Below are 13,615 nucleotides of genomic sequence, written 5' to 3'. Positions count from 1 at the left end.
TCGGCGCCAGGGCCCCCAGGAGACCCCAGCCCGGTGGAAAGGGCGGGCGGGTGGGGAAAACGCCGCGAAGCGGCGGCACGGCACGGCCGAGGCCGCAGGCCAGGTACAGGCACGCCCGAGGCACGCAACGCCGCGCAGCGGCGGCACGGGACGGTCAAGGCCGCAGGCCCGGTTCAGGCACGCCCGAGGCACGCAACGCCGCGCAGCGGCGGCACGGGACGGTCAAGGCCGCAGGCCAGGTACAGGCACCGCCGAGGCAAGACCCGCGGCCCCGGCCGAGGCCGCGGGACGAGCCGGGGGCCCGAGCCAGGACACGCCGCGCAGCGGCGGCACCTCGCCCCCGAAGCCCCGGGCCACCCGGGGACCGCTCAAGGCCCCGGGGCCCTCAGCTGTGGCCGAGGTCCTCCCCGGACCCGTCCGCGCCCACGGGGACCGAGCCGGAGTCCGCCGCGGGCCGCAGCGGCATCTCGTCGAGCCGCGTCTCGTCGAGGACCGGCGGCGCCGGCCGCGGCGGCTTCGGCATGACGGCGGCCTCGGAGTGCCCTCCGCAGCCGTACGACAGGGAGACCACGTGCCCGTCGGCGGGGCCGAACTCATTGGCACAGATACCGAACGCCTGTCCGAGCGAGCCGCCGATCGCCACCAGGAACCCGCAGCTCACACACGCCGCCGGCGCGGCCTGCGCCATCGCGGTCTTCGCGCCGTACCCCTCTTCCCAGCGGTCGGCGGCGACGTGCAGCCCGTACCGCGAGAGGACCCGCGCCCTGCGCATGCCCAGCTCGTCGGCGACGGCGGCGATGGAGCCGCGCGCGGGCGCCAACGGCTGCTCCGCGGGCGAACCCGCGGTGATCTCGGCGTCCTCCGCCTCGACCAGCTCCGCCATCTCGCCCGACACGATCGAGTTCGGCGGCGGCTCCTCCTCACCGGTGAAGCCGGGCTCCAGGCGGAGGTCCTCGGCGTCCGTCGGCAGCAGATCGCCCGGCCCCATGTCCCCGGGGCGCAGCCGCTCGCTCCACGGCACCCACTCGGGGGCCAGGAGCGCGTCGGGCCCCGGCAGCAGCACCGTCTCGTCGAGCGTGACGACCTTGGCCCGCGACGCGCGGGCCACCGTCACGGCCCAGCGCCAGCCCCGGTAGCCGAACTCCTTGCACTCGAAGAGGTGCGTGACGACGCGGTCGCCCTCGACGACGACCTCGACATGCTCACCGACCACACCGGGTGCGGCGGCCTCCTCGGCCGCCGCGCGCGCCAGGCCGACCGCTTCGGCGCAGAGGCGGTCGGGGGTACGCGGGGTGCGCGGGGTACGGCTTCGCGTTGTCGCTGCGCTCACAGGTATCGCTTCTCTCCTACGCCGTCTCACGAGTGCGCCACCCTTGTGCGGGGGTACGGACGGAGCGGCAAGGGCACCTCCGGGCTTTCGAGCACCGGGGGCGGGCCGCGTCGACGTCCGCGCCCGACGTCCCCGGGCGCACCTACGTCACCCATTCTGCGGGATGACCGAGAGGCGCGCGGCCGAGAACAACCGCCGCAGGCGCGTTACGCACGCTACCTTCTCCTGGCCCCTGGGCCTACACCGACGTACGCGACCGAGCACGAGCCGCTCCCCGGAAGACCCCTCCGGAAGCCCCGGCACCGGGGTCGGAACGCCTCCGCGGCCGGGCCTCCGAAGGGCCGGGCGCGCGGACCCGCCGCGGCTCACAGCCGTTGTCCGTACTAGTGGACCCCTTGAGGGGGCACTATGACGAGGTGGCCCCCACCAGGTCGACATCCGTAGCTGTCGTCTCGCCCGGACCGGCGAGGCGGACGGCGCGTGCGCTGGTCCGGGCCCTGCACCTGCCGTTCACCGGTACCGCGCGCGGCATCCGCAAGGCCACGCACGCCCACGGGGCGGGCGAGTCCGGACTCGGCAAGCTGATCGAACTGCACGCGGTGAACGGCGCGGGCGACGTCATGATCACCGTCGCGCTCGCCTCGACCGTCTTCTTCTCCGTGCCGACGGACGAGGCCCGCGGCCGTGTCGCGCTCTACCTCGCCATCACCATGGCGCCCTTCACCCTGCTCGCCCCCGTCATCGGCCCGCTCCTCGACCGGCTCCCGCACGGCCGCCGCGCCGCGATGGCCGGTTCCATGCTGGCCCGCGCGCTCCTCGCACTCGTCCTCTCGGGTGCCGTCGCCACGGGCAGCGTCGAGCTGTACCCGGCCGCGCTCGGCGTCCTCGTGGCGTCGAAGGCGTACGGCGTGGTGAGAAGCGCCGTGGTCCCCCGGCTGCTGCCACCCCGCTTCTCCCTGGTGAAGGCGAACTCCCGGGTGACCCTCGGGGGCCTCCTGGCCACCGCGGTGGCGGCCCCGGTCGGGGCGGGGCTCCACACGCTCGGGCCCCGCTGGCCGCTGTACGGCGCCTTCGTGCTCTTCGTGTCGGGGATGCTGCTCTCGTTCTCGCTGCCCCGCAAGGTCGACTCGGCCAAGGGCGAGAGCAAGGCGCTGCTCGCCGCCGACGAGGAGCACCTCCATCTGCATGCCCGCGCCGAGGCCGCCGCCGACACCGGCCGCAAGCGGCGCCTCGGGCTCCGTACGGTCGGCCCCGCCGTCACCCACGCCCTGGCCGCCAACGCGGCGCTGCGGTGCCTCTCGGGGTTCCTCATCTTCTTCCTGGCGTTCCTGCTGCGGCAGCATCCGCTCGCCGGGCAGAGCGCGGCCGTCTCGCTCGGGATGGTCGGCGTGGCGGCGGGCGCGGGCAACGCGCTCGGCACGGCGGTCGGCGCCTGGCTGAAGGCGCGGGCCCCCGAGATCATCATCGTGACCGTCGTGGCGGTGGTGCTCGGCGTGGCGATCACGTCGGCGGTGTTCTTCGGCGCGGTGGCCGTCGCCTGTCTCGGCGCGTGCGCGGGCTTCGCGCAGGCCCTGTCGAAGCTGTCCCTCGACGCGCTGCTCCAGCGCGACGTCCCCGAACTGGTCCGCACCTCGGCCTTCGCCCGCTCCGAGACGCTGCTCCAGGTCGCCTGGGTGATCGGCGGCGGCATCGGCATCGCGCTGCCGCTGATCGGCCCGCTCGGCCTGTCGGTGGCCGCGGCGATCGTCGCGGCCGGCTGGCTCTCGACCGTACGGGGCCTGCTGGCGGCGGCCAGGCGGGGCGGGCCGCGGCGCGTCCTGGCCTGAGCCGTGGCGCGGCACGCCCGTGACCCCCGCGTAGTGGGACCCCACGACGCGCCCGATAGCCTTCGCCCATGACCTCCCTGCTCCGCGGCGGAGCCGCGAATGTGAACAGCGCGGCGCGCCGCCGCCGCACCGTGGCCGCCCTTGGCGCCGTCTCCGCCGGACTCCTCGTGCTCTCGGCCTGTGACAAGCCGACGCCGCTCGCCACCGTGACGGTCGGCGGCGACTCGGTGAACTCGGAAGCCTCCTGCTACAACGACGGCAAGGAGCTCAAGCAGTCGCAGCTCAAGTCCTGCCTCCAGGACAAGGACGTGAAGTCCATCAAGGTCGACCCCGACGAGAAGGTCCGCTTCGGCGTCGACCCCGAGGTCGCCGAGAAGGGCTGGACGCTGCTGATGAACGGCCGTCCGCTGACCGAGGCCAGCAAGAAGACCTACGTGGTCATCCCGGGCAACGTCTTCTTCAACCAGCAGTACGGCGGCGGCGGCAAGAAGTCCACCGTCGGCATCCTCGAAGGCGGCGAGGGCGGCACGCAGAAGGCCACGGGCCTGTGGTCGTTCGAGTTCAAGAAGGACTCCTGACCCCCCACGGCGCCTCTCCCGGGGCCGCTGGGCGTGTCCTGGTCGCCACCGCCGTCCCCGTCGAACGGGACGCGGTGGCCGCCGCCCTGCCCGCGGGCGCCCGCGTCGACGTCGTCGCCGTCGGGGTGGGCCCCGGTGCCGCCGCCGCGGGCACGGCGACCGCGCTCGCCCGCGCGGAGGCCGCCGGGCGGCCCTACGGCCTCGTCGTCTCCGCGGGCATCGGCGGCGGTTTCCCGCCGGACGCGCCCGTCGGCTCCCTCGTCGTCGCGGACGCGGTCACGGTCGCCGATCTGGGCGCCGAGACCCCCGAGGGCTTCGCGCCCGTCACCGAGCTGGGTTTCGGCACCGTCACCCACCGTCCGCCGCCCTCCCTCGTACGGGGGCTCGCGGACGCCTGCGGTGCCGCGGCCGGCACCGTCCTCACCGTCTCCACGGTCACCGGCTCCGCCGAGCGCGCCGCCGAGCTGCGGCTGCGCCACCCGGACGCCCTGGCGGAGGCGATGGAGGGGTTCGGCGTCGCCGAGGCCGCCGCGCTGCACGGCGTGCCGGTGGCCGAGGTGCGCGCGGTCTCCAACCCGGTGGGCCCGCGCGACCGCGCCGCCTGGCGGATCGGTGAGGCCCTCGCCGCGCTCGGCGGGGCGTTCGGGAAGTTCACGCCGGTACTGGAGAGTTGGAACACGCATGACAGCCATGACCCCCGCGGACGACGCCGTGACTGACCCGCTGCGGATCGCGTACTCGCCCTGCCCGAACGACACGTTCGTCTTCGACGCCTGGGCGCACGGCCGGGTGCCGGGCGCGCCCGCGCTCGACGTGACGTTCGCGGACATCGACATCACCAACGGCGTCGCCGAGCGCGGCGCGGCCTCTCCCGGCTCCTCGGAGCTGGACGTCCTCAAGGTCAGCTACGCGGTCCTGCCCTACGTACTCGACGAGTACGCGCTGCTGCCCTGCGGCGGCGCGCTCGGCCGCGGGTGCGGGCCCCTGGTGCTCACGCGCGGGGCCGGTGTCGACCTGGCGGGGAAGACCGTCGCGGTGCCGAGCGAGAAGTCGACGGCGTACCTGCTGTTCCGGCTCTGGGCGGCGGACACGCTGTCCGGCGGCGTCGGCGAGATCGTGGTCATGCCGTTCGACGAGATCATGCCCGCGGTGCGCGACGGCGAGGTCGACGCGGGCCTCGTCATCCACGAGGCGCGCTTCACGTACCAGAACTACGGCCTGCACCGCCTCGCCGACATGGGCGAGCACTGGGAGGCCACGACGGGCCTGCCGATCCCGCTGGGCGCGATCATCGCCAGGCGCTCGCTCGGCCCGGACGTGCTCCGCTCCCTCGCCGAAGCGGCGCGCACCTCGGTCCGCATGGCCTGGGACGATCCCGAGGTCTCGCGTCCGTACGTGATGGAGCACGCGCAGGAGATGGACCCGGCCGTCGCCGACCAGCACATCGGGCTCTACGTGAACGAGTTCACCGCCGACCTCGGCGAGGACGGCTACGCGGCGGTGCGCGGGCTCCTCACGCGGGCCGCCGCGGAGGGGCTTGTTCCTGCCCTGCGGCCGGGGGCGCTGGCGTTCCCGTGAGCGCCCCTCCGGGGGCTCCGCCCCGGTCGCCATAACGGCTCCGCGAACGCCGGACGGGCCGCGCGTCGCACCCCGCGGCCCGTCCGACCCGACGCCTCACACGTCCAGCTGGTCCGCCACCGCCCGCAGCAGGCCCGCGATCTTCGCGCCCGACGCCTTGTCGGGGTAGCGGCCCTTCTCCAGCATCGGCGTGATGTTCTCCAGGAGCGTCGTCAGGTCCTGGACGATCGACGCCAGTTCGTCGGGCTTGCGGCGCTGCGCCGCCGCCACCGAGGGCGTCGGGTCGAGAATCGCCACGGACAGGGCCTGGTCGCCGCGCTGACCGGCGACGACTCCGAACTCCACGCGCTGTCCCGGCTTGAGTGTGTCGACGCCGGCGGGCAGTACGGAGGAGTGCACGAAGACGTCGCCGCCGTCGTCGCGGGAGAGAAAGCCGAAGCCCTTCTCGCTGTTGAACCACTTGACCTTGCCGGTAGGCACGTGAAGTCCTCGTCCTCGTACTCGTCGTACTTCGTCTATGCCGGTCCGCCCAGCCGGAAGCGGCCGGGCGAAAACGGCTCTGGATAGCACTACAGCGGGTCGCTCGACCCGCCGAACCCAAGACTATTGGTCCGGGGGCCGGTGACAAGACGTCCCCGGATTCTTCCTTCGCGCTGGGAACTACCCTGGTGGGGTGCGTGACAAAACCCAAGCGAATTCCGCCGGACCGGGCGATGGAATGGTCCGGACCGGAGCAGTCATCTTTTTCGTCGGCGCGGTGGCCACTCTGGTCACCGTGGCCCCGCTCTTCCTGGGCACCGACCCCTTTCCGCCGCTCGCTTACGCGGTCTGCATGCTGATGGGGGTCGGCTTCCTCGTGGCGGCGGCCGGCGTGCTGCGCGGCATCGCCGTGCAGCGACGCCAGGCGCGGTCCGCGGCTAGCTAGCGGCGGTGCCCGCGGTGTGGCCCTCGAACCACGCCGGGAACTCCGTCAGGTCGGCGAGGACCACGTCGGCGCCCGCCCCGCGCAGTTCCGCTGCGTCGCACGGCCCGGTCGTCACCGCCACGGAGAGCGCGCCCGCCGTACGCGCGCCGCGTACGTCGCCGGTGTGGTCGCCGACGTACACCGCCGCGTCGTGCTCGCGCAGCGCCACGGCCTTCGCCTCCGCCCAGAGCGAGCCGATGACCGCGTCGGCCTCGATGCCCAGGTGCGCCAGGTGGAGCTTGGCGTTCGGCTCGTGCTTGGCGGTCACGACGATCGCGCGTCCGCCGGCGGCCCTGACCGCGGCCACGGCCTCGCGGGCGCCGGGCATCGCGAGCGTCGGCGCGATGGCGTAGGTGGGGTACATCTCACGGTAGCGGTCGGCCGTCTCCGCGATCCTCTCCTCGGGGAACCAGTGCCGCAGCTCCTGCTCCAGCGGCGGGCCGAGCCGGGTGACGGCCAGATCGGCGTCGACGTACGTGCCGGTCTCGGCGGAGAGCGCCAGGAAGGCGGCCTTGATGCCGGGGCGGGAGTCGATCAGGGTCATGTCGAGGTCGAAGCCGACGGTCAGTGCGCGAGAAGTCATGCCCCCATTCTGCCGAGGGCGGGTGTCCGCGCGGTGGCCCAGGGGGCGCCCGTACGTACCCGGGGGGCGTCCCGCGTCAGGGGCGGCGGCGCTGGGAGCGCCACAGCAGGAACAGCGCCGAGGCGATGGCCGCGCCGCGCACCACCCACGGCCAGGTCTCGGCCACGGCGTCGCTCATGTGGCCGTCCCGGATCCGACCGCCCCAGCCGCGCTCGCTCCGCCCCCACAGCCAGGTGAGCCCGGCGGTCACCGCGAGCACCGGGATGCCGATGACCGCCGCCTTCACCTCGGCGCGGGACAGCCTGCGGGAGGCGTAGGCGATGAGCCAGCCGACGCCCAGGGCCAGCCAGTTGCCGATGACGGCGCCCACGACGAGCAGGACGGCGGCGGCGACCAGCAGCGGGTTGCTGAACCCTCCGGCGGCGGGCCGCAGCCGGAGGCGCCGGCCCCGGCGCCCGCCCGCCTCCACGGCCTCCTCGGTGGCCTCTTCGTCGAGTGCCGCTTCCGCGGGGGCCCCGGGGGCCTTGGCGAGGCGCGGGTGCGGCACGCCGGGGGCGTCGTCCGCGGCGGGCGGGGGTCTCAGTAGCTCGGGGACCTCCACTCCGCCGACGAAGCCGGGGACGCTGTCGGCGACGCCGAAGGGGCTGTCGTCGTGGCGCCACCAGTCGGGCTCGGAGCCGCTGGGCCCCAGTTCGTCGGTGCCCGCGAGGTGCGGCGGTGCGGCGTACGGGCCCGCCGTGTCCCCCGGCGGCTCCGCGGGCTCCGGGGGCCGCTCCGCCTTCCCCGGCCGCTCCGCCCGCTTGCGGGGCCTCGGCCGGGCGGTCCGCTGCGTGGGGACGGCCGCCGGGCCCGGCGGTGCCGCCGCGCCGCCGGTGGCGCCGCCCGCCGCCTCGACGATCTCTTCCGGGGTGCCTAGGCGGGCCAGGATGCGCCGGATGGCAGCGGGGCTCTCCACCACGGCCTTGGAGCGGCCGCGGTCGATCTGGTCCCGCAGCTCCGAGACCAGGCGCATGCGCGCGCCGGACGGCAACTGCCGCTGCTGGGCCAGGTCTCCGACCCTGCTCAGGTAGTCGTAGACCAGCTGATCACTCTCGATCCCCACGGCATTGACCGTACCGGTATTCCGGGCCCTTCGGGGCCGCCGGTGCACGGCGCGGCCCCGAGTGGTCCATCGGCTAGGGTCGCGCCGTGGAACCACGGAACGTGATCGCCCGCTCACTCACGGCACCCCCGGCGGCCCTCGCGTCCGCCGCGCTGCTGGCCGTCTCGCTCGGCGCCCTCGCCGCGCTCTGCGCCGTCCAGCACGTGCCGATGGCCGACACCCTGGTCTACCGGGCGGAGGGCGCGGCCGTCGCGGGCGGCGGCGACCTCTACGGGTTCACGGTCACCGAGTGGGAACTGCCCGCGACCTACCCGCCGTTCGCCGCGATCCTCTTCGTGCCGACCACGTGGCTCCCGACGGCCGCCCTGAAGGTCTGCTTCCTCGCCGGGAACGTGGCCCTGCTCGCACTCCTCGTACACCTCTCCTGCCGCCTCGCGCGCCTTCCGGCCCGCGCGCCCCTCGTCTGTGCCGCGACCGCGCTCGCACTCTGGCTCGAACCCGTCTTCCAGACGGTGCTGTTCGGCCAGATCAACCTCGCCCTCGCCTGCCTGGTCCTGTGGGACCTCACCCGGCCGCCGGGCGCCCTCGGCAAGGGCTTCGGGCTCGGGGTCGCCGCCGGGATCAAGCTGACCCCCGCGGTCCTCGTCGTGCATCTGCTGCTGCGGGGCCGCACCCGGGAAGCGGGGACCGCGGCCGGCGCCTTCGCGGGGACCGTGCTGCTCGGCGCGCTCGTCCTGCCGTCCGCCAGCGTCGAGTTCTTCACGCGGCGGCTGTACGAGACCGGGCGCGTCGGCAGGGCCTGGATCGTCGACAACCAGTCGCTCCAGGGGCTCGTCGCCCGGGCCCTGCACTCGCCCGGGCCGGGGCTCGCGTGGGCCGGTGCGGCGGCCCTGGCGGGCGCGGCCGGGCTGTGGGCGGCGCGGCGCGCCCGCCGGGAGGCCCACGGGCTGCTCGCGGCGGCGCTCACCGCCCTGCTCGTCTCCCCCATCAGCTGGTCCCACCACTGGGTGTGGTGCGTGCCGCTGCTCGCGCTGCTCGCCGCCGACGGCCGGGTGCGCCTGGCGGCGGCGGTGGCCGCGCTGTTCACGGCGCGCACCTTCTGGCTGCTGCCGCACCAGGGCGATCTCGACCTGCGGCTGCCCTGGTGGCAGCAGCCGCTCGCGTCTCCGTACGCGCTGCTCGCCCTCGGCCTGCTGCCGTACCTGGGCCGGTCCGGCGCCCGCTCGGGGGCGGGCGGCGAGGCGGTGCCGCCGCCGCGCACCGGCGGCGTACCGCGTGGGGCGGGCGGCCGTCAGCCGCCGGCGAGCAGTTCGTCCGCGTCGACGATCCGGTAGGCGTACCCCTGTTCGGCGAGGAACCGCTGGCGGTGCGCGGCGAAGTCCTGGTCGATGGTGTCGCGCGCCACGACGGAGTAGAAGCGGGCCTCGTGCCCGTCGGCCTTGGGCCGCAGGACGCGCCCGAGCCGCTGCGCCTCCTCCTGCCGCGACCCGAACGTGCCCGACACCTGGATGGCGACGGTGGCTTCCGGCAGGTCGATGGAGAAGTTGGCGACCTTGGACACGACGAGGACGGAGATCTCGCCCTGCCGGAAGGCGTCGAAGAGCTTCTCGCGCTGCGCGTTCGTCGTCTCCCCCTTGATGACGGGCGCGCCCAGGTGCTCGCCCAGCTCGTCGAGCTGGTCGATGTACTGCCCGATGACGAGGGTCTGCTCACCGGCGTGCCTCTTGACCAGCGCCTCCGTCACCTTCCGCTTGGTGGCGGTGGTGGCGCAGAAGCGGTACTTCTCCTCCGCCTCCGCGGTGGCGTACGCGAGCCGCTCGCCGTCGGTGAGGTTGACCCGCACCTCCACGCAGTCGGCGGGCGCGATGTAGCCCTGCGCCTCGATCTCCTTCCACGGGGCGTCGAACCGCTTGGGCCCGATCAGCGAGAAGACGTCCGACTCGCGCCCGTCCTCGCGCACGAGGGTCGCGGTCAGGCCGAGGCGGCGCCGCGCCTGGAGGTCGGCGGTGAACTTGAAGACCGGCGCGGGCAGCAGGTGCACCTCGTCGTAGATGACGAGGCCCCAGTCCCTGGAGTCGAAGAGCTCCAGATGCGGATAGATGCCCTTCCGCTTCGTCGTGAGCACCTGGTACGTGGCGATGGTGACGGGCCGGATCTCCTTCCGCGTCCCGCTGTACTCCCCGATCTCGTCCTCGGTCAGGGAGGTCCGCTTCACCAGTTCGTGCTTCCACTGGCGGGCGGAGACGGTGTTGGTGACGAGGATGAGGGTGGTCGCCTTGGCCTGCGCCATGGCCCCGGCGCCGACCAGCGTCTTCCCCGCCCCGCAGGGCAGCACGACGACGCCGCTGCCGCCGTGCCAGAACCCTTCGACGGCCTGCTGCTGGTAGGGCCGCAGGGACCAGCCCGCCTCGTCCAGGTCGATCTTGTGCGCCTCGCCGTCGACGTACCCGGCCAGGTCTTCGGCGGGCCAGCCCAGCTTCAGCAGCGTCTGCTTGATCTGGCCGCGCTCGGAGGGGTGCACGGCGACCGTGTCCGGGTCGAGCCGGGCGCCGACGAGCGGCTGGACCTTCTTGGACCGCAGGATCTCTTCGAGCACCGGGCGGTCGGTCGTGGTGAGCACGAGGCCGTGGACGGGGTGCTTGGAGAGGGTGAGCCGCCCGTACCGCGCCATGGTCTCGGCCACGTCGACGAGCAGCGCGTGCGGCACGGGGTAGCGGGAGAACTCCACGAGGGCGTCGACGACCTGCTCGGCGTCGTGCCCGGCGGCCCGCGCGTTCCACAGGCCGAGCGGGGTCACCCGGTACGTGTGGATGTGCTCGGGGGCGCGCTCCAGTTCGGCGAACGGCGCGATCGCCCGGCGGCACGCCTCGGCCTGCTCGTGGTCCACTTCCAGCAAGAGGGTCTTGTCCGACTGGACGATGAGGGGTCCGTTCACGCGAGCGCCCTTTCATGAGGCCAAACATCCAGTGTGCCGCATCGGCCCCGGCGAGGGGGCCGTCGCCGGGGCCGGACCGGTCGGGGCGGGGTCCGCGGGGGGTGGAAGCGCTAACGTGAGCCGGATGAGCATCGACGAGCCGCAGCCCACGGACAGTGCCGGCGCGAGTGCGACCGCACCGCCGCGCGCCGCGGAAACGCCCCGTTCCCTCGCCGAAGCGCTCCGCTCGCGCGGCGACGACGAGCTTGCCGCGCTGCTGCACGCCCGTCCCGACCTGCTCAACCCCGTCCCCACCGACCTCACCCAGCTCGCCACCCGGGCCGGGACGCGCGCCTCCGTGGTCCGCGCCCTTGAGCGGCTCGACCGCTTCGCGCAGCAGGTTGCGGAAGCGCTCGCCGTGGCCCCGGAGCCCGCGACGTACGGGCAGGTGCTCGCGCTCCTCGCGGGGGACGACGGCGACCCCGCCGTCGAGCCGGCCTTCCGGCGCGCCCTCGCCACCCTCCACGAGCAGGCCCTCGTCTGGGGGACCGACGAGCGGCTGCGCCTGGTGCGCACCGCCCGCGAACTGCTCGCGCCGGCCCCGCAGCACCCCTCGCCGACCGGGCTCGGGCCCACCGTCGCCGAGGCCACGGCGGGCATGTCGCCGACCCGTGTCCAGGAGATCGTCACGGCCGCCGGGCTGCCCACGACGCACGACCCGGTCTCCGCCGTGCGCTCGCTGACCGCCCTCTTCAGCGACCGGGAGCGCATGTCGGCCCTCCTCGACGAGGCGCCCGCCGAGTCCGTGGAGGTGCTGTCGCGGCTGGTCTGGGGCCCGCCGTACGGGCAGGTCACCGCCGATCCGGCCCGGCATCTGCGCTGGCTCATCGACCGGGGGCTGCTGCTCCCGACCGCGCCCGGCACGGTCGTCCTGCCCCGCGAGGCCGCGCTGCACCTGCGGGCGGGGCGCGCGCACCGCGTCCTCGTGCCCGAGCCGCCCGCGGTGGGGGTCGCGCGCGAACACCGTCCACAGGTTGTGGACGCGACGGCGGCCGGCCAGGCGTACACGGCGCTCGCCACCGTCGAGGAGCTGCTGAAGGACTGGGACGAGGGCGGCCCCGCGGTGCTGCGCGCGGGCGGGCTCAGCGTGCGCGACCTCAAGCGGACGGCCGTCGCCCTCGACCTGCCGGAGCCGCTGGCCGCGTTCTGGGTCGAACTGGCCTACGCGGCGGGGCTCCTGGCCTCCGACGGCGAGGCGGACGAGCGGTACGCGGCGACTCCCGCGTACGACGAGTGGCAGGAGCTCCCCCCGGCCGAGCGGTGGGCCGCCCTGGTCACCGCCTGGCTCGCGGCGACCCGCACCGCGGGGCTCATCGGCGGGCGCGACGGCAAGGACCGCACGCTCTCCGCGCTCGGCCCGCACCTGGACCGCTCGGTGGCCCCCGAGGTGCGCCGGCGGGTGCTCGCCCTGCTCGCCACGCTCCCCGAGGGCGCGGCGCCCGACCCCGACACCCTCCTGGCCCGCCTGCGCTGGGAACGCCCGACGGCCTCCCGCCGCCCCGCCGACACCGCGGAGCCCGAGGACCTCCGCTCGCGCATCGCCCGCTGGACGCTGAACGAGGCGGAGCTGCTGGGGATCACCGGGCGGGGGGCGCTCGCCACGCACGGGCGGGCGCTGCTCGGCGGCGCCGCCCACCAGGGCGCCGGGGACGGTGGTGCGACTGGTGCGGGTGGCGCTGCCGGGGGGCCGAATGCCGTGGGTGACGCCGGTGCGGCCGGCCCCGGCGAGCAGGCCGCGCTCGCCGCCGGGCTGCTCGCGCCGCTGCTTCCCGAGCCCCTCGGCCACGTGCTGCTCCAGGCGGACCTCACCGCCGTGGCGCCGGGGCCGCTGGAGCGGCCGCTCGCCGAGGCGTTGTCCGTGATCGCCGACGTGGAGTCGAAGGGCGGCGCGACCGTCTACCGGTTCACGCCCGGTTCCGTGCGGCGGGCGCTCGACGCCGGGCAGTCGGCCTCCGATCTGCACGCCTTCCTCGCCGCCCACTCCCGCACGCCGGTCCCGCAGCCGCTGGCGTATCTGATCGACGACGTGGCGCGCAGGCACGGGCACCTCCGTATCGGCGCCGCGTCGGCCTACGTGCGCTGCGACGACGAGGCGCTGCTCGACGAGATCCTGGCCGACAAGCGCTCCCAGGGCCTGCGGATGCGCCGCCTCGCGCCCACCGTGCTCGCCGCGCAGGCCGATCCGGGGACGCTGCTCGAAGGGCTGCGCGGCATGGGCTTCGCGCCCGCCGCCGAGTCCCCGGAGGGCGACGTCCTTGTCACCCGGGCCCACGCGCACCGCACCCCGCCCCGCTCGGCCCCCGAGCCGGTCCCCGAGGGGCCTCCGGTGCCCGACGCCACGCTGCTCGGCGCGGCGGTGCGGGCGATCCGCGCGGGCGACCTGGCGTCGACGGCCCCCCGGAAGGCGGCGCCCGCGGCCGAGGGCGAGCTGCCGCGCACGACGGCGGCCGAGACGCTGGCGACGATGCAGGCGGCGGTCCTGACGGGCGAGGCCGTGTGGATCGGCTACGTCAACGCCGAGGGCACCGCGAGCCAGCGGGTCATCGCCCCGGTCCGCGTGGAGGGCGGCTTCGTCACGGCCTACGACCACACGGCGGACGAGGTCCGCACGTACCCCCTGCACCGCGTCACGGGCGTGGCGGAACTGGCCGACGACTGAGGACCGGCGGCTGAGAGCCCG

The 13,615-nt window shown here is 75.0% G+C and carries 12 protein-coding genes; 7 read left to right on the top strand and 5 right to left on the bottom strand.

Annotated elements, in window-relative coordinates:
* Nucleotides 1-385: 385 nt before the first annotated feature.
* Entirely contained in the window at nucleotides 386-1,330 is a 945-nt protein-coding gene (locus AB0I16_RS04095) for a DUF3027 domain-containing protein (RefSeq protein WP_363247746.1), read from the bottom strand.
* Between the two features lie 485 nt (nucleotides 1,331-1,815).
* Between AB0I16_RS04095 and AB0I16_RS04090 the strand changes: the two genes are divergently transcribed.
* The 4 genes from AB0I16_RS04090 (at nucleotide 1,816) to AB0I16_RS04075 (ending at nucleotide 5,312) form a co-directional block, all read left to right on the top strand.
* Complete coding sequence (locus tag AB0I16_RS04090; protein WP_363247879.1) at nucleotides 1,816-3,156, top strand: MFS transporter; 1,341 nt, start codon at nucleotides 1,816-1,818, stop codon at nucleotides 3,154-3,156.
* Nucleotides 3,157-3,224: 68 nt separating this feature from the next.
* On the top strand, nucleotides 3,225-3,734 hold the full coding sequence (locus AB0I16_RS04085; protein WP_363247745.1) for a DUF2771 domain-containing protein: 510 nt from the start codon (nucleotides 3,225-3,227) through the stop codon (nucleotides 3,732-3,734).
* Entirely contained in the window at nucleotides 3,731-4,453 is a 723-nt protein-coding gene (locus AB0I16_RS04080; protein ID WP_363247878.1) for a futalosine hydrolase, read from the top strand. Before AB0I16_RS04085 ends, AB0I16_RS04080 begins: the two co-directional genes overlap by 4 nt.
* Nucleotides 4,416-5,312 (top strand): 1,4-dihydroxy-6-naphthoate synthase, encoded by an 897-nt coding sequence (locus tag AB0I16_RS04075; protein ID WP_363247744.1) that lies wholly within the window; start codon nucleotides 4,416-4,418, stop codon nucleotides 5,310-5,312. Before AB0I16_RS04080 ends, AB0I16_RS04075 begins: the two co-directional genes overlap by 38 nt.
* Nucleotides 5,313-5,408: 96 nt before the next feature.
* Here the strand turns inward: AB0I16_RS04075 and AB0I16_RS04070 are convergent, their stop codons facing one another.
* The gene (locus AB0I16_RS04070) at nucleotides 5,409-5,792 is read right to left on the bottom strand and encodes a cold-shock protein (protein ID WP_076685560.1); all 384 of its coding nucleotides are present in this window, start codon (nucleotides 5,790-5,792) and stop codon (nucleotides 5,409-5,411) included.
* Between the two features lie 193 nt (nucleotides 5,793-5,985).
* Between AB0I16_RS04070 and AB0I16_RS04065 the strand changes: the two genes are divergently transcribed.
* Nucleotides 5,986-6,237, top strand: coding sequence for a hypothetical protein (locus AB0I16_RS04065; RefSeq protein WP_076685559.1), 252 nt, complete (start codon nucleotides 5,986-5,988; stop codon nucleotides 6,235-6,237).
* On the opposite strand, the gene AB0I16_RS04060 is transcribed toward AB0I16_RS04065, so the two are convergent.
* Together AB0I16_RS04060 and AB0I16_RS04055 are read right to left on the bottom strand one after the other, a co-directional pair.
* Nucleotides 6,230-6,859: a haloacid dehalogenase-like hydrolase gene (locus tag AB0I16_RS04060; RefSeq protein WP_363247743.1), complete on the bottom strand. Its 630-nt coding sequence runs from the start codon at nucleotides 6,857-6,859 to the stop codon at nucleotides 6,230-6,232. The two genes, AB0I16_RS04065 and AB0I16_RS04060, sit on opposite strands and share 8 nt — an antisense overlap.
* A 76-nt stretch (nucleotides 6,860-6,935) precedes the next feature.
* Nucleotides 6,936-7,961: a hypothetical protein gene (locus AB0I16_RS04055; RefSeq protein WP_363247742.1), complete on the bottom strand. Its 1,026-nt coding sequence runs from the start codon at nucleotides 7,959-7,961 to the stop codon at nucleotides 6,936-6,938.
* A gap of 152 nt (nucleotides 7,962-8,113) precedes the next feature.
* On the opposite strand from AB0I16_RS04055, the gene AB0I16_RS04050 reads away from it, so the two are divergent.
* A complete protein-coding gene (locus tag AB0I16_RS04050; RefSeq protein ID WP_363247877.1) occupies nucleotides 8,114-9,295 on the top strand; it encodes a glycosyltransferase 87 family protein in 1,182 nt (393 codons plus the stop codon).
* On the opposite strand, the gene AB0I16_RS04045 is transcribed toward AB0I16_RS04050, so the two are convergent.
* The gene (locus AB0I16_RS04045) at nucleotides 9,253-10,896 is read right to left on the bottom strand and encodes a DNA repair helicase XPB (protein ID WP_363247741.1); all 1,644 of its coding nucleotides are present in this window, start codon (nucleotides 10,894-10,896) and stop codon (nucleotides 9,253-9,255) included. The two genes, AB0I16_RS04050 and AB0I16_RS04045, sit on opposite strands and share 43 nt — an antisense overlap.
* Before the next feature lie 124 nt (nucleotides 10,897-11,020).
* Here AB0I16_RS04045 and AB0I16_RS04040 point away from each other — a divergent pair, with 124 nt between their 5' ends.
* Nucleotides 11,021-13,594 carry a helicase-associated domain-containing protein gene (locus AB0I16_RS04040; RefSeq protein ID WP_363247740.1) on the top strand — a complete coding sequence of 858 codons (2,574 nt, stop codon included), beginning with the start codon at nucleotides 11,021-11,023 and terminating at the stop codon, nucleotides 13,592-13,594.
* The last annotated feature ends 21 nt before the right edge of the window (nucleotides 13,595-13,615 follow it).

It is taken from the genome of Streptomyces sp. NPDC050703 (assembly GCF_040654435.1).
Lineage (GTDB): Bacteria > Actinomycetota > Actinomycetes > Streptomycetales > Streptomycetaceae > Streptomyces.
The sequence above is the reverse complement of the archived record's forward strand: the minus strand, read 5'-3'. Positions and strand labels throughout refer to the sequence as shown.